The organism is Methylobacterium oryzae, from assembly GCF_021398735.1.
Lineage (GTDB): Bacteria > Pseudomonadota > Alphaproteobacteria > Rhizobiales > Beijerinckiaceae > Methylobacterium.
The window spans coordinates 2,301,266-2,318,990 of record NZ_CP090349.1; the positions used below are offsets into that span (position 1 = coordinate 2,301,266).

Below are 17,725 nucleotides of genomic sequence, written 5' to 3' on the forward strand. Positions count from 1 at the left end.
TTAGGCTTGCTATGACGCCGAGATTTACCGGCGATCGGCAAAAATTACGCTCCACGACGAGCACTGCGATCGAGCAGGGAGTTTGGGCCAACGCTTCGGACGGTCGCCACCTCATGGTCGAGATGCCGGGTCCCGCCCCGAACAAAGATTTCCGAACCGCCGACGGATGGCCGCTCGCGAACCGTCATACAGACCTCGCCACATGGTCCTGCGTCACCGGATGGCTGCGTTGCGCAGCCAGTCGATCAGCACCCCGACGCGTCCCGCCTGGGCCGGATGTCGCGGGTGGACGACCCAGTAGGGGTGCGCGTCGAGGACGGGGCCGAAGGGTTGAGTCAGCGTGCCGCTCGCTAGGTCGTCGGCGGTCAGTACGACCGAGACCAGCGCTATGCCCTGACCGGCGATCGCGGCCTGGATGACGTGACCTTCGTCGCTGAAGCGGATGCCCGCACCGCCATCGATATCGGTGATCCCGGCCTTCCGCAGCCAGGCCGGCCAGGTCGGCGTCTCGTCGGTCAGGTCGGGCCACTCGAAGTGCAGCAGGGGGTGGCGGGCCAGATCGCTCTCGGATCGAATGGCGAGACGCGGACTGCAAGCGGGTGCGACCCGGTCGACCACCAGCCTGTGCGCGTCGAGGCCGGGATAGGGACCGGGCCCGTATCGGACGGCGACGTCCACGCCGTCGCGGGCGAAGTCGACCAGGCTGTCGGACGCGTGCAGTCGCAGATCGCAACCGGGATGCGCGGCCCGGAAGTCGGCGAGCCGGGGCACGAGCCACTTCGCCACGAAGGCGGTCGGGGCCGAGAGCGTGAGAACGCCGGCCGCGTGCCGGCCGCGGATCTCATCGATGGCTCGGGCGAACGCGTCGAAACCGTCGCGCAGCACGGGCAGGAGAACGGTGCCCTCGGCGGTCAGCCGGACCCGGCGCGTCTCGCGGTGGAAGAGACGCAGCCCCGGGGTCTGCTCGAGAAGCCGGATCTGATGACTGATGGCGGTCGCCGTGACACCCAGCTCGTCGGCGGCAGCGCGGAAGCTCAGGCGGCGCCCGGCCGCCTCGAAGGCCCGGAGCGCCGCGAGGGGAGGAAGCGATCTCCGCATCGTCATGGCTGAACGTAGCTCATCGGCCTCGTGAGGAGAACGCGTTCGTCATCCCGCAGCCCGGCTGACACAAGGTTGGCCGGTCAGGACGGGAGGCTCTCTTGAAGGCGATGGTGTTGACGAAGTTCGGGGGGCCGGACAGCTTCGAGCTCCGGGAGCTGCCAGACCCTCGGCCGGGACCCCGGCAGGTCCGCGTGGCCGTGCATGCCACGTCGATCAACCCGCTCGACGGCCAGATCCGCCGCGGCGACTACGCCGCTCAGGTCGCGCTGCCGGCCATCATCGGGCACGACGTGTCCGGCGTCGTCGACCAGGTCGGATCCGACGTGACCGAGTTCCGCGCGGGGGATGAGGTCTATTACACGCCGCGGATCTTCGGCGGTCCGGGATCGTACGCTGAGTACCACGTCGCGGATGCCGGCATCGTCGCGCGCAAGCCGGTCAACCTCACCCATTCCGAGGCCGCGAGCGTCAGCCTCGTCGGCGTGACCGTCTGGGAAGGGCTGGTCGAGCGGGCCCGATTGCAGGTCACAGAGACCGTCCTCGTCCACGGCGGTGCCGGGGGCGTCGGGGCGATCGCCGTCCAGGTCGCGAAGGCCATCGGGGCACGGGTCCTGGCGACGGCGCGCGGCAGCGACGTGGCGCGCGTCGAGCGGCTCGGCGCCTCCGCCGTCATCGATTTCGAGCGCGAGGACTATGTAGACGCCGTCGATCGCCTGACCGAGGGCAGGGGCGTCGACGTCGTCCTGGACACGATCGGCCGCGACACGCTCGCGCGCTCCCCGCGCATCCTCCGCGAGGACGGGCGCGTCGTCACCCTGGTCGACACCGCGACGCCTCAGAACCTCATCGACGCTTGGGGCCGGAACGCCACCTACCACTTCGTCTTCTCGCGCCAGGACGGCCGCAAGCTCGACGCCGTGACGCGCCTCCTCGAGCGCGGCCTCGTGGTGCCGCGAGTCGGCCTGGAGTTTCCCCTCGACGAGGTCGCCAGCGCCCACGCGCGCTCCGAGGAGGGTCGGCTCGGAGGCAAGATCGTGCTCCGGGTGAGATCGTGAGGCGGCCAGACCTCGATCGCTGTCCCTGACGTGACACCGGCAGCGTCCGGCGCCGCGAAGGGAAGCGGCTCACCTGAGATCGAACCCGCGGAAACGGTGATGTCGCACCGTGGCAAGCCCGACCGGTCGGCGGGTCGAGCGGCACCCGGAGGCACGCGATCCTGCCGTCGACGACCTCGGTTACGTCCGTTCCGGTGACCGCGACCGGCCCGATCCCGACCCGCCTTCCATCGAAGGGATCCCAGGCGGTGGTGCCCGACGGCTACGTCGACCGGGGTGAACCGGTTGAGGGTCAGGGATCCTCGCGCGACCTGGGCACGACGGATCTTCCCGGCGGGAACCCGACCCGACCGCGAACTTAAAGATCTGAGACGCCGGATACTCGGCCGGTGCCGGTCGAATGCCGACCTACGCGCGCCCGAAGTGACGGAGCACGAGGGGCTCGGTCCGGGTAAGCTTGAGGCCGCGCGGCTGCGAGCGGCCGCTCCGGCCGGCGACGATGGCCAGGCCGACGAGGCCGACCGATCCGGTCAAAGCCACGGCCACACACCACCAGAAGGCGACATCGAGCATGGCTGTCCACGGGGCTCCGGTTGCACCCGAACTGTCGGACCGTACGGTAAACGGAGCGTTAAACGCGCGTTCGACCGAATAGCGTCAGCGCCTGCGGCCCGAGCGCCGTGTACTGCCGAGACATGGGCGCCGAATTCGGGCGCCGGAGAGCGTCGCTGAGCTCTCGGCGCGTCGATCCTACGCCCAATGGATGAAGGCGCGGAACGGAGCGCTGCCGCTACGACCCGAATCCGGTGCGGATGACCTTCAGGGACAGAGATGCAGATCGGGATCGTCGGCTGCGGTTACGTCGCCGACTTCTACATGACGACCCTCGTGAACCACCCCGAACTGCGCCTCGCCGGCGTCTACGACCGGGACCCGGAGCGGCGCGCCGTCTTCTGCCGTCACTACAACGCCCGCGCCTTCGACAGCCTCGAGGCCCTGCTCGCCGAGCCGGAGATCGGCCTCATCCTGAATCTGACCAACCCGCACAGTCACTACGTCGTGACCAAGGCCGCCCTGGAGGCCGGCAAGCACGTCTACTCCGAGAAGCCGCTCGCCATGGAGTACGCCCAGGCCGAAGCGCTGGTGGAACTCGCCGAGGCGAAGGGCCTCTCGCTGAGCGGCGCGCCCGCGAGCATCCTGGGCGAGGCGGGCGCGACCGTGCGGGAGGCCGTCGCGTCCGGCCAGGTCGGGTCGGTCCGGCTCGTCTACGCCGAGTTGGAGGACGGGCCGGTGTTCCAGGAGCCGGTGCATGAATGGCGGAGCGTGACCGGCGCCCCCTGGCCGGCCGAGGACGAGTACCGGGTCGGCTGCACCCTGGAGCACGCCGGCTACTACCTGACCTGGATGAGCCTGATGTTCGGCCCGGTCGAGCGCATGACTGCCTTCGCGTCGCGCCTGTACCCAGACAAGGGCACCGGCCAGCCCCCGGACTCGGTCGCCAACGACTTCTCGACAGCGTGCCTGGAGTTCCGATCCGGCGTCGTCGCGCGGATCACCTGCGGCCTCGTCGCGCCGCAGGACCGCTCCCTGCACATCATCGGCGACCGGGGCGTCCTGACCGTGACCGATTCGTGGGCCAGCCAGGGCCCGGTCTATCTCCGTTCGCCGAGCGGCGAGGCGCCCGGGCGGCTCGGCCGGCTGCTGCACCGGATCCAGCGCTACCTGCCCGGGCGGATCTTCCTCGGTCGGAAGCTGCCGACTCCCCGCTTCGGGGGCAAGCTGCCCAGCTACCCGTCGCAGATGGATTTCGCCCGCGGACCCGCGGCCCAGGCCGCGGCGATCCGGGCGGGCGTTCCGGCGCCGCTCCCGGCGCGGTTCGTGCTGCACATCACCGAGATCGCGCTCGCCATGCAGAATGCCGGCGGCGGCGCCGTGATCCAGCTGAGATCCAGGTTCTAGCCATGGCACAGACCGTCTCGTGGGGCGTCCTCGGCACCGGGGTCATCGCCCAGCGCTTCGTCAGCGACCTTCTCGGGCGGCCGGACGCGCGCCTCACAGCCGTCGGGGCGCGGAGCACGGGGAGCGCCCAGGCCTTCGCCGCGGCCTTCTCTCAGGCGTCCGGCGCGCCGGCCGCCGTCGCCGGCGTCGAGGCCCTGGCCGCGCGGCCGGATATCGACGTCGTCTACATCGCCACGCCCAACAGCGACCACATGGACAGCGCGCTGGCCTGCATCGAGGCCGGCAAGTCGGTCCTGATCGAGAAGCCGATCGCGCTCTCGGGCGGGCAGGCGCGGCGCATCGCGGAGGCGGCGCGGCGGAAGGGCGTCTTCTGCATGGAAGCGATGTGGATGCGCTTCACGCCCGGCGTCGTGCGGGCTAAGGCGATGCTGGAGGCGGGAGAGATCGGCGATCCCCTGCATCTCGACGCCCGCCTGTTCTTCCCCCGCGCGTTGAACCCGCCCGGACGGACGGACGATCCGGCCGAAGGCGGGGTGATCCTCGATCTCGGGGTCTACCCCGTGTCGCTGGCGCTCCACCTGTTCGGCGCACCCACGGAGGTCTCGGGCGTCGGCCTCGATCGGGGCGGTGCGGCGGCGCAGCAGGCCGCGCTCGCGCTCGGCTGGAACGCCAGGACCGCGACCCTGAGCTGCGGCTCGACCGGAGAGGCCGACAACGCCGCCGTGATCGTCGGCACGCGCGGCCGCATCCACCTGCACCGGCAGTTCCTGTGCCCGCCCTTCCTCACGCGCGTGCGCACCGCCGCCGCGCCGGCGCCCGCCGACCGTGCCCCGCCGCGCCGCCAGGCCGTCGACCGACTGGCCTTCGCGAAACGCCTCCTGCAGCCGCTGGACTTCCGCCGCGTCGCGCTGATCCCGACGCCGTACCTCGGGTTCGGGCTGCGGCATCAGATCGACGAGGTGCATCGCTGCCTGCTCGCCGGCGCCCGCGAGAGCCCGATCATGCCGCTCGCGGACAGCATCCGCACCCTCGACATCCTCGATCGCGTCCGCGCCCGGCCGCAGCCGCTGGAGGCCGTCGCCTAGGAGGGGCGTCCGGACCGGGCGCCCGTCCCGAGCGGATGATCCGTCCGGGCAGGTCGCGGCGCCGTTCCCGGCGGTCGAGGTCAGGTCGTCTTCGTCGCCTTGGCGGGAGGCAGCCTGCGCAGAATCCGCGCGATATGCGCGCGCAGGGCCGACGTCTCGGATCCCGGCCCGGCCTGCCCGGCGGGTTCGGCTGGCTCCTGGAGGGTGACGAGAAGGTCGGTCATCGACGAGGGCGCTGTGATGGGAGACCGACTCTACCGTCGAGCCTGGCCGGTGAATACATCATTTCATAGATTTTCTCGACCGGGACTTAAAGTGTTTAGGCCGGCGATAGACGCGGCCCGATGTCGGAAACAGGGGTGTGTGTCCCACCGGCCGCGACATTCGCGCCGGTGAATTGCATCGCCGATGTCTTGATGGAGACCCGCGGCCGCAGTCCCATCACAATGCCGGCCGCATCACATATCCGTCACCGTCCGCCACGACGATCGGAGGCCTCGGTACTTTACCACCCCTTCGACCGATCTCCGATGTATCGTCGCGCACGGCGACTGAGAGGCTGCCGTAGCCGGCGAAGACAGGCGCAGGAGGGAAACCGTCTGTGCGCTGCGTGACGGATACAGTTGACCATTGCGGTTTCACCGTCCCTGGGCGTACAACCAACAGCCAAGCCATGCGTCCAGTGCAACTAGGAATTGCGCAACTTATTGGTGCGCTAAGCAGTTTTCGGTTGTGTTTTTTTCCGCGACTCTGGGTAAGTGCCACTCATCCCGCATGCTGAAGGTTTCCGTTCGATGTCGTCCTCCCCGAAGCCCAAGTCCGCCACCGAGACCGATCGCTCGATCGGCGGCCGCATCGCGGCGCTCCGCGTGGCACAGGGCCTGAGCCAGACCGATCTCGGTCAGGCCATCGGCGTCAGCTTCCAGCAGGTTCAGAAGTACGAGAAGGGGCGCAACCGCATCGGCGCAGGGCGTCTTCAGGCCATCGCCGACCTGCTGAGGGTGCCGGTGGACACGTTCTTCGCGGATCCGCGGGACAACGGCGGCGGACGCGTCGGACCCGCGGCCCTGTTCGAGGATCCGAAGGTCATGGAACTCGTCCTGGCCTTCACCAGCATCACCGACGAGACGACCCGCGGCGGGATCCTGTCGATCGTCAAGGCCGCCGCCACCCTCCAGGAGAGCCGCTCGGCCGCGCAGCGTCCGGACGCCGTCGACGAGGCGTGACGGCGCGGCCCTGTCCATCTCTTACCGCGACGGAACATACCGGCGCCCCCGAGCCGCGCGCAGCGTGGCGGCGCGATTTAATCCAAATTAAACCAAGACAAAGACCCGTAAAGATGTAGAGAAGCTGCCGCGTCCGGAGCTGATCTACAGCGCGTGAGCGGACGGCATGCTTCGCTCTGACGTTGGAAACCGGGTCCTGACCATGCCGATCGAGACGTCGAGAGCCTGGGGCCGCGGCGAGCTGTACGAGACCCTGTGCCTCCTCGTGATCGGCGTCGGGATCTGGTTCGTCGGCGTCACGCTCGGGACCTTCGCGTATCTGAACAGCGTCGTCGCCACCTACAACCTCACGGACCTGCTGCTGCTCGCCGCCTGCATGGGCGTGGCGCAGTGGGGCGCCAGCATCCGCAAATCGATCATCCTCCGGCGGCTCATGCTCGAGCGCGCCGCCGCCGCCGCGCAGGCCGAGGCGATCGCCCGGCACGACGGGCTGACCGGTCTGGCGAACCGTCGCCGCTTCATCGACGCCGTGGAACGGGCGCACGCGCCGGGCGCCGCGGACGCGGCGGTGCTCCTCATCGACCTCGACCGGTTCAAGCCGGTCAACGACCTCTACGGCCACGCGGCCGGGAATGCGGTCCTGTGCGCCGTGGCCGAGCGTCTGCAGCAGCTCGTGCCGTCGGGCGGCCTGGCGGCCCGTCTGGGCGGCGACGAGTTCGCCATGCTGGTCCCGCTCCGCTACGAGAGCGAGGCGCTGCGGCGCCTCGCCCAGGCGGTCATCGCGCGCATCGCCGAGCCGGTGACGTGGAGCCAGAACGACCTGAAGGTCGGGGCCACAGTCGGCGTCGCCGCGGTGTCGGCCGAGCACGGGGACGCCGACGCGATCCTGCACGCGGCCGACCTCGCCATGTACCAGGGCAAGAAGGACGGGCGCGGCAATGTCCGCTTCTTCCGCAGCGCCATGGACGCGGAGCTGCGCGCCCGCGCCCGCATGGAGACGGAACTTCGCCTCGCCATCGAGACGGGCGCGATCGAGCCCTTCTACCAGCCGGTGGTGTCGCTCCCCGAGAAGGAGATCGTCGGGGTCGAGGTCCTGGCGCGCTGGCGCCACCCGACGCGCGGGGTGGTGGGCCCGAGCGAGTTCATCCCGGTGGCCGAGGAGACCGGGATGATCGCGGATCTCAGCTACAGCCTGATCCGCCGCGCCTGCCTGGATGCCCGGGCCTGGCCGCCGCACCTGATCCTCGCGGTGAACATCGCCCCGCAGCAGTTCCAGGACGCGTGGCTCGCCCAGCGCATCCTCGGGATCCTGACCGAGACCGGCTTCCCGCCGCAGCGCCTGGAGGTCGAGATCACCGAGAGCGCCCTGATCCAGGACCTGGAGGCGACCCGGACGACCCTGCTGTCGCTGCGCGAACTCGGCGTGCGCATCGCGCTGGACGATTTCGGAACCGGCTATTCCAGCCTGTACCACCTGCGCGAACTGAAGTTCGACAAGCTGAAGATCGACCGCAGCTACGTCGACGCCATCACGATGAGCGACGAGCGGGCGAAGCTCGTCGACGCCATCATCAAGCTCGGGGCGAGCCTCGGCCTCTCCACCACCGCCGAGGGGATCGAGACCGACGCCAGCCTCGACTGGCTCTCCGAACAGGGCTGCCATTTCGGCCAGGGCTACCTGTTCGGCCACGCCATGCCGAAGGCCGAGATGGACGGCGTGCTCGCCGCCGTGCGATCCCCGGCCCCGTTCCAGGATCTCGCGCGGGCCTCGTGAGGCGCGGGATTCCGCCCGCGCGGCCGCATCACGTCGGTCAGCGCGGCGCCCTGTAGGCGGAGCCGTCGGCGGCCCCGAGCGGGTGCTCCACGAACCGGCCCGTCTCCGGCACCGCGACCCGGTCGAAGTCCGCCGCCAGGGCGTCGAGGGCGCGGCGCATCTCGGCGCCCTGGAGCGGCCGGCCGTGTCCGGTGATAACCCGCTCCGGGGCGAGCGCGGCGAGCGCCCGCACCGACGCGCGCGCCGCCGGCCAGTCGATCGTCAGGTACATCGGCGGCCCGTGCAACTCCGGCGCCTGCGTCGCGACCGCGTAGGCGGATTCCTGCGCCGTGGTGATGAAGGCGTCGCCCGCGATCAGCGTCCGGTCGGATTCGCGCCAGAGCGAGACGTGGCCCGGCGCGTGGCCGGGCGTGTGGATCCAGCGCCAGCCGGGCAGGGGCGGCACCGAACCGTCCTCCGGCAGGAGGCGGAGCCGCCCTGAGACGTCGACCGGGCTCGTCGGGAACAGCGGCGACAGGCGGCCGAGGAGCCCGCCGCCGACGCTCGGATCCGGCGTCGGGTAGGCGGCGCTGCCGTCGAGATAGGGCCGCTCCAGGGCGTGCACGTAGACCGGGACGTCCCAGTCCTCCGCGAGGTCCTCCAGGACGCCGACATGGTCGAAATGGCCATGGGTCAGGACGATCGCGGCCGGCCGGGCGCCTTCGCCGAAGCGGGCCCGGGCCGCGGCCTCGATCCCGCGCTTCGCGCCCATCACGCCGGCGTCGATCAGGACCCAACCCCGGTCGCCCGCGCCGGGGGGCCCCACGAACACGACGTTGACCAGGACGTGGCGCTGATAGGCGACGTCATCGGCGATGGCGTGGGTGGCGTCGTCCCGCTCGGCGTCGCGGCGGGGATCGTCGGCCCGGGCCTGCGGGTCGACGGGGATCTGCTGGGCCATCTGGGGCGGCTCCCGTGCACGGTCGCGGAGGGGACGGTCGGGCCCGCGGCCCGAGTGTCCCGGCGCCGGATGGCGCGAGCGCCCGTACCCTGGCCAACCGGCCGCTCCCAGGCGTGTTCCTGACGTCGTCGCCTCTCCAGGTCCGGCCCCGCACGGGAGGCCGCGGCCTCACGCCTGTCGACACGGACCCCATATTGGCGGCATCGATACCGGCCACCCCGACGCGCCGTCGCAGGTCACAGCATGGCACCGAGCCCTCTCGCCCTCATCGCCTCCGCCGCCCTCGTCGCCGTGATCGCTACCGGCACCGGGGCGATCGTCCTCCAGCAGGGATCGCGGTTCAGCCATTCCCGGAAGGTCGGCGGCCCGTTCACGATGGCGGATCTCGACGGCCGCCCGGTGACCCAGGCCGATCTCCGCGGCAAGCCGTCCGTCCTGTTCTTCGGCTTCACCCACTGCCCGGACGTCTGCCCGACCACGCTCGCGACCCTGGCGTCGGCCCTCGGCCGGATGGGCCGCGACGCGGATCGCCTCAACGTCGTCTTCGTCACCCTCGACCCGGAGCGGGACACGCCCGACACCCTGCGGGCGTACCTGGCCTCGTTCGATCCGCGGATCCGCGGCTTCGTCGGCACGCCGCAGCAGGTCGCCCGCATGACCGACGCCTACCACGTCGCCTACAAGCGCGTGCCGACCAAGGACGGCGACTACACGATGGAGCATTCCGCCACCGTGGCGCTGTTCGACAGGACCGGCCGCATGGTCGGCGAGATCGGCTACGGCGAGGACGAGGCCAACACCTTCGCGAAGCTGATCACCCTGGCGCTGCCGGGGCAGTGCCCGCCGGGGGGCGGCGCCAACCTCTGGACGACCGACGGCAGCACCGGCAACTGCGGTCCGCGGAGCTGAGCCGCGGCCGGGAAATTGCGCCGCCGCGCCGGCGTGGCTAGAGGGCGGCGCGGGTCGCGAGGCCCGACCGAATCCGGGGGTTCCAGCTTGATCACGCGCCGCGTCCTGACCGCCATCGGGCTCCTCGCCCTCGCGCCGTATCCCGGCCTCGCCCGGGCCGCCGGCGGCGGGCCGCGCCTCGCACCGCCCGAGCCCATGGACCTCGACCGGCTGAAGGATCTCGCCCGGACGCTGCGGGACCGGCCCTACGCGCCGCCCCCGGAGGCGCCCGCCTCGGCGGCCCTCGACGCCCTGACCTACGGGCCGCTCCAGGAGATCCGCTACCCGCCGGGCCACGCCCTGTTCGCCGACAGCCCGTACCCGGTGACCTTCTTCCACCTCGGCAACTTCTTCCGCCATCCCGTGAAGGTCTACGCCCTGGAGGGCGGGCAGGCCCGCGAGGTGCTCTACAGCCACGACCTGTTCACCTACCCGCCGGGCAACCCGGCCAAGGACGTTCCGGACGGGGCGGGCTTCGCGGGGTTCCGGTTCCAGAAGGCGCCCGCCGGGCAGCCGGGCGACGACGGCGACTGGCTGGCCTTCCTGGGCGCGTCGTACTTCCGCGCCGCCGGGGACGGAGCCCAGTACGGGGCCTCGGCCCGGGGCATCGCGATCGACACGGCGCCCGGGCCCGGGAAGACCGAGGAATTCCCGGTCTTCACGCGCTTCTACGTCAGCCCGGCCGCGGACGGCGCCGTGACCGTGCTGGCGCTCCTCGAGGGCCGGAGCCTCACCGGCGCCTACCGGTTCGTCGCCCGGAAGGAGCCGCACGTCGTCATCGACGTCGCCTGCACGGTCTACATGCGCAAGGCGGTCGAGCGGTTCGGCATGGCGCCCCTGACCTCGATGCTGTGGTACTCGGAGGGCATGAGCCGCTTCCTCGCGAGCGACTGGCGGCCCGAGGTGCACGATTCCGACGGGCTGCTGATGCAGACCGGCGCCGACGAGCTGATCTGGCGGCCGCTCAACAACCCGCCCCGCCTCAGCGTCAGCGCCTTCGCCGACCGGTCGCCGAAGGGCTTCGGCCTGCTCCAGCGCGACCGCGCCTACGAGAACTACATCGACGACGGCTTCGAGGAGAACCGTCCCGACATCTGGGTCGAGCCGCAGGGCGACTGGGGCCGCGGCAGCGTCCAGCTCGTGGAGATCCCGACCCATCAGGAGACCGACGACAACATCGTCGCTCTCTGGGTGCCGGACGACGCGCCGCAGGCCGGGTCGGACCGCAGCTTCGCCTACCGGCTGCGCTGGACCGTCAAGGAGCCGGTCGCCACCGACCTCGCCCGGTGCGTCGCGACCCGGGCCACCAAGGCCGCGTGGCTCGCGGATGCCGACAGACGCCCGGGCCGGGCCAACCTCGTGCGGCAGTTCGTGCTGGAATTCGAGGGCGCGGCCCTGTCGGGCCTCGATCCCGAGAAGGCCACGGTCGCGCTCACCCTGTCGCGCGGCAGCGTGGAGGAAGTCGGCGCCACCTGGGCGCCCTACGGCAAGCCGAGCCCCTGGCGGGTCTTTCTCAAGGTCTACGCCGAGGGTCCGGATCCGGTGGAGATGCGTCTGCAGCTGAAGTCCGGGGAGAGGCTGCTCTCGGAGACCTGGGCCTACCAATACTACCCGCAGGCACCCAGCACGGTACTGTGAGCGGCGGTCGTCGCCGGACGGCCCGTCGCCCGAACCGGTCCGGCTCCGGGCGGTTCCGCCCCGGACCCGCCCATCGTCGCATCGGAGACCGCCATGACCGGCGAGACACCGCCCGGCCCGCACCTCCCGGAGGTGCTGACGCGGCTCCTCAAGGCGCCCCGGGCGGCGATCTGGCCGACTCCGGAGGACCGGAACCGCCTGCGCCCCGGCCGGTCGCGACCGCGGCAGCCGAGCCGCGCCGTCCTGGGTGTCTGGATCTGGGCGATCCTCTACAACGTTCTCGGCTTCGCGATCCTCGCGGCCCTGTGGTGGACGATGCGCTGACCCGATGAGCCGACACGCCCAGATCCCCGGCCGAGCGATTCTCGCGGCAATCCTCCTGCTCGGCCTCGCCCCCTCCGCGGCGCAGAGCCAGGGGGACGCGCTCAACGCCGACGACGGCACCGGGGCGGTCAAAGTCTGCTCGCCCGTGGCGATGCCGCGCTGGCGGTCCATGACCCCGGTGCCGAAGACCTGGACCTTCCTGGACTGCATGGGCTTCGCGGGCGAGATGGGCGCGACCCACTTCCAGCTCGGCTGCCTCTTCGCCAACGTCACGCCCCACGCCCAGAAATACGCCTGGGGCGCGATGGTGCCGATCGAGAAGTCGGCCATGGCCAAAGCGCAGCCGCCGATCCCCAATTGCGGCTGGTAGGGCCCGCGCTCAGCCGTCGGAGGGCTGCCAGTCCAGGTCGAGGGTGAGGCGGGCGCGGAAGACCGTGCTGCCGGTCGCGTCGCGGACCCGCGCCTCCAGCACCAGGCCGGCATCTCCGGGGGCCGGTCGGTCCGCCCGGACGCGGAGCCGGTCATGCACGGCCTCGATCAGGGCCTCGGTCGCCGACAGGCACGCCTCGTGACGATCGGCGAAGGGCAGCCCCTCCTCGTCGAGGGACAGGCCGCGGTCGTCGGTGAAATCGGTGAAGTAGCGCATGGCGCAGAACCTCACGGCCAGCTGAGGAGCGTGCGCCGCGACCTGAGCGGTGTCGTTAACCTGTGTGTGGGCGCCGCACGGCCTCGCGCGACGGGCCGCCGGATCCTCGCGCCGCGGCGACCGCGCGAAGAACGCGGCCGCGCGGGCCGCGATCCACCCGCCCTCAGAAAAATGTATGAGTGTGGACAGACGCCGCGCGTGCGGCCGGACTGATTCGGCCCCGAACCCTCTGCACGAAAGTACGATATGGCCGGCGCGGTCGGCCCGGTACCCGTCGGTGCGCGAACTGCCGCAGCCGCCCTCGCGCGGGTTGCCCTCGCTCGGGTTGCCCTTGCGCGGGCCGCCCGTCTCGGCGGACACTCGGCGGCCGGTAACCCGCGCGGCGTGGTTCGCGCCGATCCGACACGCCGCTCAGGCCCGCGACGCCGTTCCCGATGGCGCGGCACGCGGTCTTCGGCGGGCGCCCCGAAGGCCCCGCTGGCCGATCCTCGAAGGGGATGTCACCTGCCCCGCTTCTTCCTCAACGTCCGGCGGCACGGCACGCTGATCGCCGATCGGGAGGGCGACGATCTGCCCGATCGGACGGCGGCCGAGCACCTCGCTCGCGACATCCTGCGCGAGATGCGCCGGCTGCCGCACGTCTACGGCGCGCCGCGCGGCTGGCGCGCCGACACCTTCGTCATCACCGACGAGGCCGGCGCGGTGGTGGCCGAAGTCCCCTACGCCAGCGTGCTCTGAGGCCGCCGCAGCGGGCCGATCAGGCGCTCGTACTCGGCCTCGGCCGGGCCGTAGGTCTGGCCGGCGGCCTCCTCCAGGCGGGTGCGGCTCAGGACCCGGATCCGGCCGCGCCGGGCCCGGATCAGGCCGGCGCCCTCCAGAGTGTGGATCGCGACCGTGACGGTCGGGCGGCGCACGCCGAGCATGATCGACAGGAACTCGTGCGTCACCGACAGGTCGTCGCCGTCCTGCCGGTCGTGGTACATGAGGAGCCACCGCGCGAGCCGCTCCTCGGCGGGCGCGCCCGCGTTGGCGATCGCGGTCTGGGCGACCTGGACCAGGAAGGTCTGGACGTAGCGCAGCAGCAGGTTGCGCATCGACGGGCTGGATTTCAGGGCGTCGCGCAGGGCCGGCACGGAGATCCGGCGCCCTCGGCCTGCGACCTGCATGAAAATCTGGTACGGGATCGTGTCGGTTCCGAGCAGCAGCGCCGGTGCGGCCATGCCGTCGCGTCCGAACAGGCCGACCTCGATCCGGCCGCCCTCGGCGAGAGTCGACACCACCGAGCACAGGCCGGTGTCGATGAAGACCGCGTGCGGGATCGCGGCGGCCGGCTCGACGAGCACTTTGCCGAGGGGCAGGTCGATCGCCTCCAGATGAGGCCCGAGCAGTGCGCCGTCCGCCTCGGATAGGGCGGCCAGAAGGCGGTTCTGATGCGGCATCGGCAAACGCGTACGCAGAAATCGACCTCCGCGCAGCGGCTCTCGTGCGGGAACCGCGGCGCACCCCCGAGCCATGCTCGGATCAACACGGAATAGCGAGCGGATATTGCATCTAGCGGGGGAAGCGTCTGCAACCAGACAAAGCTTTGCCGGCGGATTTCGGATGTCCTGGCAAATGCGCGCGGATGATTGCGCAAACCTTCCTTTAAGATCTGCCCTCAGACTGCCGGGCGGCGGATCGGGATCTGACTGGAACGCTGCGCGTCCCGCAGCGCCGAGCACTTGCCAACAACGGCGTGCACGGTCGCGCTTTGACGCGCGGGTCGGATCGCGTTACAGAAAGTGCGACGGAGCAAGCAAGAACCATGCCGTGAGCAGCGTGGCTCCGGCTGGCGAACCGCGCCGGAAGGGCATCGGGGCCTCGCATGAGTTTGGTGCAACGGCTGGAAGTGCGTCAGGGCCAGGCCCTGGTGATGACGCCGCAGCTCCTGCAGGCGATCAAGCTTCTCCAACTCTCGCACCTCGATCTCTCGGCCTACGTCGAGGCCGAGCTGGAACGCAACCCGCTGCTGGAGCGCGCCGAGCCGGACCTGCCGGCCGCGGGTGACACCGCCGAATCGGGCAGCCATGCCGAGGAGGCGGGGGCCGACGGCTTCGACGCGCCGGAGCCCGACTCGTGGCTCTCGGCCGACCTCAACCCGAGCCGCGGCGAGATCGAGAGCGACTTCGACACGCGCCTCGACAACGTCTTCCCCGACGAGAGCCCCGTCCAGGCGCGCGAGGCGGGCGGGGGCGACATGCTCTCGCTGACGCCGCCGCCCTACGGCAGCACCGGCGGCAGCTTCGACGCCGAGGCGCCCGATTTCGAGGCGACCCTCACGGCCGAGACTTCGCTGCGCGAGCACCTCGCGGGCCAGCTCGACCTCGCGACCCGGGAGCCGGCCGAGCGGCTGATCGGCGGCTTCCTGATCGACGCCGTCGACGAGGCCGGCTACCTGCGCGAGACGGTGGAGGGCGTGGCCGAGCGGCTCGGCGCCGACCCGGCCCTCGTCGGCCGGATGCTGGCGCTGGTCCAGACCTTCGACCCGCCCGGGATCGCGGCCCGCGACCTCGCCGAGTGCCTCGCGATCCAGTTGCGCGAGCGCGACCGGTTCGACCCGGCGATGCAGGCGCTGGTCTCGCGGCTCGACCTCGTGGCCAAGCGCGACTTCGCGGCCCTGCGCCGGCTCTGCGGCGTCGACGACGAGGACCTCGTCGACATGCTGGGCGAGATCCGCCGCCTGGATCCGAAGCCCGGCCGGGCCTTCGGGTCGAGCGCCGTCGAGGTCCTGGTCCCGGACGTATTCGTGCGCGCGGCGCCGGACGGCTCCTGGCTGGTCGAGCTGAACAGCGAGGCGCTGCCCCGGGTCCTGGTGAACCAGAGCTACTACGCCCGCGTCTCGCGCAACGCCGCCGCGGAGGGCGACAAGGCCTTCCTGTCGGAAGCTCTCCAGAACGCCAACTGGCTGACCCGCTCGCTGGAGCAGCGCGCCCGCACCATCCTGAAGGTCGCCACCGAGATCGTCCGCCAGCAGGACGGGTTCTTCGTCCACGGCGTCACGCACCTGCGGCCGCTGAACCTCAAGACCGTGGCCGAGGCGATCGGCATGCACGAATCGACCGTCTCGCGGGTCACCTCCAACAAGGCCATCGGCACGAGCCGCGGGACCCTGGAGATGAAGTACTTCTTCACCGCGGCGATCCCCGGGGCGGCCGGCGCGGCCGCCCACTCCTCCGAGGCGGTGCGCCACCGCATCAAGCAGCTCGTCGACGGCGAGACGCCGGACGACGTGCTGTCCGACGACGCCCTGGTGCAGAAGCTGCGCGGGGAGGGCGTCGACATCGCGCGGCGCACGGTGGCGAAGTACCGGGAATCCCTGCGGATCCCGAGCTCGATCGAGCGCCGCCGGGAGCGCTTCGCCCACGGTTCGGGCCAGCACGTCGCCCTGGCGCTGCGCTGATCGGCCCGGACGGGGTTGCGCCGGGCGCCCGTCCGGCCCATCCGTCTTGGCCCTCGATCGATGCCTGGACCCGCGATGACCCCGACCGGAACGCCCTCGCGCAGCCTCACCGCCATCGTGCTCGCGGCCGGGAAGGGCACGCGGATGCGCTCGGACCTGCCGAAAGTGCTGCACCGGATCGCCGGGCGCAGCATGCTCGGCCACGTCCTGGCCGCCGTCCAGGCGGCGGGCGCGGGCCGGATCACCGTGGTGGCCGAGCCCGGCCGCGACGACGTCGCCGCCGAGATCGCGCGGGCGGCCCCCGGCGCCCGGGTCTTCCCGCAGGCCGAGCGCCTCGGCACCGCCCATGCGGTCCTGGCGGCCCGGGAGATCCTGACCGACCCCGACGACGACGTGGTGATCGCCTTCGGCGACACGCCGCTCGTCTCGGCCGACACCTTCCTGCGTCTCCGCGCGCCCCTGGCCGACGGCGCCGCGGTGGCCGTGCTGGCCTTCGAGACGGCGACACCCTCCGGCTACGGGCGGGTGCTGACCGAGGGCGACCGCGTGCTCGCCATCCGCGAGGAGAAGGACGCGAGCGCGGCCGAGCGGGCCGTGACCCTGTGCAATGCCGGGCTGATGGCGCTCGCCGGACGGCACGCCCTGGCCCTGCTCACCCGCATCGGCAACGACAACGCCGCCGGCGAGTACTACCTGCCCGACGCGGTCGCGCTCGCGGTCGCCGACGGGCTGCCCGTCACGGTCGTGCCGGTGGACGAGGCCGAGGCGCAGGGCGTGAACGACCGGGTGCAGCTCAGCGTCGCGGAGGCCGCGATCCAGGCGCAGCTGCGCCGCAGCGCCATGCTGGGCGGCGCCACGCTGATCGCCCCCGAGACGGTGTTCCTCAGCCACGACACGGTGCTGGGGCGCGACGTGATCGTGGAGCCCAACGTCGTGTTCGGCCCCGGCGTGCGGGTCGCGGAGGGCTGCACCGTGCGGGCCTTCGCGCATCTCACCGAGACCAGCCTGGAGGCGGGCGTGAAGATCGGGCCGTTCGTGCGGCTGCGCGGCCACGCCGTTCTGGAGGCCGGCGCGGAGCTCGGCAATTTCGTCGAGCTGAAGAACGCCCGGATGGGGGCCGGCGCCAAGGCCGCGCACCTCACCTATCTCGGCGACGCGGAGGTCGGCGCCAAGGCCAATATCGGCGCCGGCACGATCACCTGCAATTACGACGGCGTGCTCAAGCACCGGACCACGATCGGCGCGGGCGCTTTCATCGGCTCGAACTCGGCCCTGGTCGCCCCCGTCTCGGTGGGGGAGGGGGCCTACGTCGCCTCCGGCTCGGTGATCACCGACGACGTGCCGGCGGACGCCATGGCGGTGGCCCGGGGCCGGCAGGCGGTGAAGCCGGGCTGGGCCGGGGAGAAGCGCGCGGCGCTGCAGGCCGAGAAGGCGCGGCGCGGCAAGGCGTGAGGCCGGGCACGCCGCGCGGGCGGGGCTGGCCCTGCGCCGTGCCGATCCGGTAGAAGTCCCGCTCGGCCCCGCACGGCGCGGGGCGGCCCGGACCTTGCGCACGACCTGCGCGTGGCCATCCGGGCGCGACAGCGAGAG

18 protein-coding genes are annotated in these 17,725 nt (G+C 71.6%); 12 read left to right on the top strand and 6 right to left on the bottom strand.

The window, feature by feature from the left end:
* Positions 1 to 213 precede the first annotated feature (213 nt).
* Entirely contained in the window at positions 214 to 1,104 is an 891-nt protein-coding gene (gene gcvA, locus LXM90_RS11090) for a transcriptional regulator GcvA (RefSeq protein ID WP_234082750.1), read from the bottom strand.
* 95 nt (positions 1,105 to 1,199) lie between these two features.
* Between gcvA and LXM90_RS11095 the strand changes: the two genes are divergently transcribed.
* On the top strand, positions 1,200 to 2,156 hold the full coding sequence (locus LXM90_RS11095; protein ID WP_020095033.1) for a zinc-dependent alcohol dehydrogenase family protein: 957 nt from the start codon (positions 1,200 to 1,202) through the stop codon (positions 2,154 to 2,156).
* Between the two features lie 408 nt (positions 2,157 to 2,564).
* On the opposite strand, the gene LXM90_RS11100 is transcribed toward LXM90_RS11095, so the two are convergent.
* Positions 2,565 to 2,729, bottom strand: coding sequence for a hypothetical protein (locus LXM90_RS11100; protein ID WP_020095034.1), 165 nt, complete (start codon positions 2,727 to 2,729; stop codon positions 2,565 to 2,567).
* Positions 2,730 to 2,987: 258 nt separating this feature from the next.
* Between LXM90_RS11100 and LXM90_RS11105 the strand changes: the two genes are divergently transcribed.
* Complete coding sequence (locus LXM90_RS11105; RefSeq protein WP_020095035.1) at positions 2,988 to 4,115, top strand: Gfo/Idh/MocA family protein; 1,128 nt, start codon at positions 2,988 to 2,990, stop codon at positions 4,113 to 4,115.
* Positions 4,116 to 4,117: 2 nt separating this feature from the next.
* Complete coding sequence (locus LXM90_RS11110; protein WP_020095036.1) at positions 4,118 to 5,200, top strand: Gfo/Idh/MocA family protein; 1,083 nt, start codon at positions 4,118 to 4,120, stop codon at positions 5,198 to 5,200.
* 80 nt (positions 5,201 to 5,280) lie between these two features.
* Here the strand turns inward: LXM90_RS11110 and LXM90_RS11115 are convergent, their stop codons facing one another.
* On the bottom strand, positions 5,281 to 5,424 hold the full coding sequence (locus LXM90_RS11115; protein WP_020095037.1) for a hypothetical protein: 144 nt from the start codon (positions 5,422 to 5,424) through the stop codon (positions 5,281 to 5,283).
* A 570-nt stretch (positions 5,425 to 5,994) separates the two neighbouring features.
* Here LXM90_RS11115 and LXM90_RS11120 point away from each other — a divergent pair.
* Both LXM90_RS11120 and LXM90_RS11125 read left to right on the top strand, forming a co-directional pair.
* Entirely contained in the window at positions 5,995 to 6,426 is a 432-nt protein-coding gene (locus tag LXM90_RS11120) for a helix-turn-helix domain-containing protein (protein WP_020095038.1), read from the top strand.
* Positions 6,427 to 6,592: 166 nt separating this feature from the next.
* Positions 6,593 to 8,200: a putative bifunctional diguanylate cyclase/phosphodiesterase gene (locus LXM90_RS11125; RefSeq protein ID WP_106735940.1), complete on the top strand. Its 1,608-nt coding sequence runs from the start codon at positions 6,593 to 6,595 to the stop codon at positions 8,198 to 8,200.
* A gap of 37 nt (positions 8,201 to 8,237) precedes the next feature.
* On the opposite strand, the gene LXM90_RS11130 is transcribed toward LXM90_RS11125, so the two are convergent.
* Positions 8,238 to 9,140 carry an MBL fold metallo-hydrolase gene (locus LXM90_RS11130; protein WP_020095040.1) on the bottom strand — a complete coding sequence of 301 codons (903 nt, stop codon included), beginning with the start codon at positions 9,138 to 9,140 and terminating at the stop codon, positions 8,238 to 8,240.
* Between the two features lie 243 nt (positions 9,141 to 9,383).
* Here LXM90_RS11130 and LXM90_RS11135 point away from each other — a divergent pair, with 243 nt between their 5' ends.
* From LXM90_RS11135 to LXM90_RS11150, 4 genes are all read left to right on the top strand, one after another.
* A complete protein-coding gene (locus tag LXM90_RS11135) occupies positions 9,384 to 10,049 on the top strand; it encodes an SCO family protein (protein WP_234082751.1) in 666 nt (221 codons plus the stop codon).
* 87 nt (positions 10,050 to 10,136) lie between these two features.
* Positions 10,137 to 11,726, top strand: a complete 1,590-nt coding sequence (locus LXM90_RS11140; protein WP_020095042.1) for a glucan biosynthesis protein — start codon at positions 10,137 to 10,139, stop codon at positions 11,724 to 11,726.
* A 93-nt stretch (positions 11,727 to 11,819) separates the two neighbouring features.
* Positions 11,820 to 12,050, top strand: coding sequence for a hypothetical protein (locus LXM90_RS11145; RefSeq protein ID WP_091976355.1), 231 nt, complete (start codon positions 11,820 to 11,822; stop codon positions 12,048 to 12,050).
* 4 nt (positions 12,051 to 12,054) lie between these two features.
* Complete coding sequence (locus LXM90_RS11150; protein ID WP_020095044.1) at positions 12,055 to 12,420, top strand: hypothetical protein; 366 nt, start codon at positions 12,055 to 12,057, stop codon at positions 12,418 to 12,420.
* 9 nt (positions 12,421 to 12,429) lie between these two features.
* Here the strand turns inward: LXM90_RS11150 and LXM90_RS11155 are convergent, their stop codons facing one another.
* Positions 12,430 to 12,696 carry a DUF6894 family protein gene (locus LXM90_RS11155; RefSeq protein ID WP_020095045.1) on the bottom strand — a complete coding sequence of 89 codons (267 nt, stop codon included), beginning with the start codon at positions 12,694 to 12,696 and terminating at the stop codon, positions 12,430 to 12,432.
* Positions 12,697 to 12,942: 246 nt separating this feature from the next.
* Here LXM90_RS11155 and LXM90_RS11160 point away from each other — a divergent pair, with 246 nt between their 5' ends.
* Positions 12,943 to 13,434 (top strand): DUF6894 family protein, encoded by a 492-nt coding sequence (locus LXM90_RS11160; RefSeq protein ID WP_181049218.1) that lies wholly within the window; start codon positions 12,943 to 12,945, stop codon positions 13,432 to 13,434.
* Here the strand turns inward: LXM90_RS11160 and LXM90_RS11165 are convergent.
* The gene (locus LXM90_RS11165) at positions 13,416 to 14,135 is read right to left on the bottom strand and encodes a Crp/Fnr family transcriptional regulator (protein ID WP_020095047.1); all 720 of its coding nucleotides are present in this window, start codon (positions 14,133 to 14,135) and stop codon (positions 13,416 to 13,418) included. The genes LXM90_RS11160 and LXM90_RS11165 overlap by 19 nt on opposite strands.
* A gap of 425 nt (positions 14,136 to 14,560) precedes the next feature.
* Between LXM90_RS11165 and rpoN the strand changes: the two genes are divergently transcribed.
* Complete coding sequence (rpoN, locus tag LXM90_RS11170; RefSeq protein ID WP_026605226.1) at positions 14,561 to 16,135, top strand: RNA polymerase factor sigma-54; 1,575 nt, start codon at positions 14,561 to 14,563, stop codon at positions 16,133 to 16,135.
* Positions 16,136 to 16,210: 75 nt separating this feature from the next.
* Positions 16,211 to 17,587 carry a bifunctional UDP-N-acetylglucosamine diphosphorylase/glucosamine-1-phosphate N-acetyltransferase GlmU gene (glmU, locus tag LXM90_RS11175; RefSeq protein ID WP_234082754.1) on the top strand — a complete coding sequence of 459 codons (1,377 nt, stop codon included), beginning with the start codon at positions 16,211 to 16,213 and terminating at the stop codon, positions 17,585 to 17,587.
* Positions 17,588 to 17,725: the final 138 nt, after the last annotated feature.

Bases quoted from the DNA above. Each gene is read 5' to 3' on its own strand.
- LXM90_RS11160 (WP_181049218.1), top strand. From the start codon at position 12,943: ATGGCCGGCGCGGTCGGCCCGGTACCCGTCGGTGCGCGAACTGCCGCA.
- LXM90_RS11155 (WP_020095045.1), bottom strand. From the start codon at position 12,696: ATGCGCTACTTCACCGATTTCACCGACGACCGCGGCCTGTCCCTCGAC.
- LXM90_RS11110 (WP_020095036.1), top strand. From the start codon at position 4,118: ATGGCACAGACCGTCTCGTGGGGCGTCCTCGGCACCGGGGTCATCGCC.
- LXM90_RS11115 (WP_020095037.1), bottom strand. From the start codon at position 5,424: ATGACCGACCTTCTCGTCACCCTCCAGGAGCCAGCCGAACCCGCCGGG.
- LXM90_RS11100 (WP_020095034.1), bottom strand. From the start codon at position 2,729: ATGCTCGATGTCGCCTTCTGGTGGTGTGTGGCCGTGGCTTTGACCGGA.
- LXM90_RS11125 (WP_106735940.1), top strand. From the start codon at position 6,593: ATGCTTCGCTCTGACGTTGGAAACCGGGTCCTGACCATGCCGATCGAG.
- gcvA (WP_234082750.1), bottom strand. From the start codon at position 1,104: ATGACGATGCGGAGATCGCTTCCTCCCCTCGCGGCGCTCCGGGCCTTC.
- LXM90_RS11145 (WP_091976355.1), top strand. From the start codon at position 11,820: ATGACCGGCGAGACACCGCCCGGCCCGCACCTCCCGGAGGTGCTGACG.
- rpoN (WP_026605226.1), top strand. From the start codon at position 14,561: ATGAGTTTGGTGCAACGGCTGGAAGTGCGTCAGGGCCAGGCCCTGGTG.
- LXM90_RS11120 (WP_020095038.1), top strand. From the start codon at position 5,995: ATGTCGTCCTCCCCGAAGCCCAAGTCCGCCACCGAGACCGATCGCTCG.
- LXM90_RS11135 (WP_234082751.1), top strand. From the start codon at position 9,384: ATGGCACCGAGCCCTCTCGCCCTCATCGCCTCCGCCGCCCTCGTCGCC.
- LXM90_RS11150 (WP_020095044.1), top strand. From the start codon at position 12,055: ATGAGCCGACACGCCCAGATCCCCGGCCGAGCGATTCTCGCGGCAATC.
- glmU (WP_234082754.1), top strand. From the start codon at position 16,211: ATGACCCCGACCGGAACGCCCTCGCGCAGCCTCACCGCCATCGTGCTC.
- LXM90_RS11165 (WP_020095047.1), bottom strand. From the start codon at position 14,135: ATGCCGCATCAGAACCGCCTTCTGGCCGCCCTATCCGAGGCGGACGGC.
- LXM90_RS11105 (WP_020095035.1), top strand. From the start codon at position 2,988: ATGCAGATCGGGATCGTCGGCTGCGGTTACGTCGCCGACTTCTACATG.
- LXM90_RS11130 (WP_020095040.1), bottom strand. From the start codon at position 9,140: ATGGCCCAGCAGATCCCCGTCGACCCGCAGGCCCGGGCCGACGATCCC.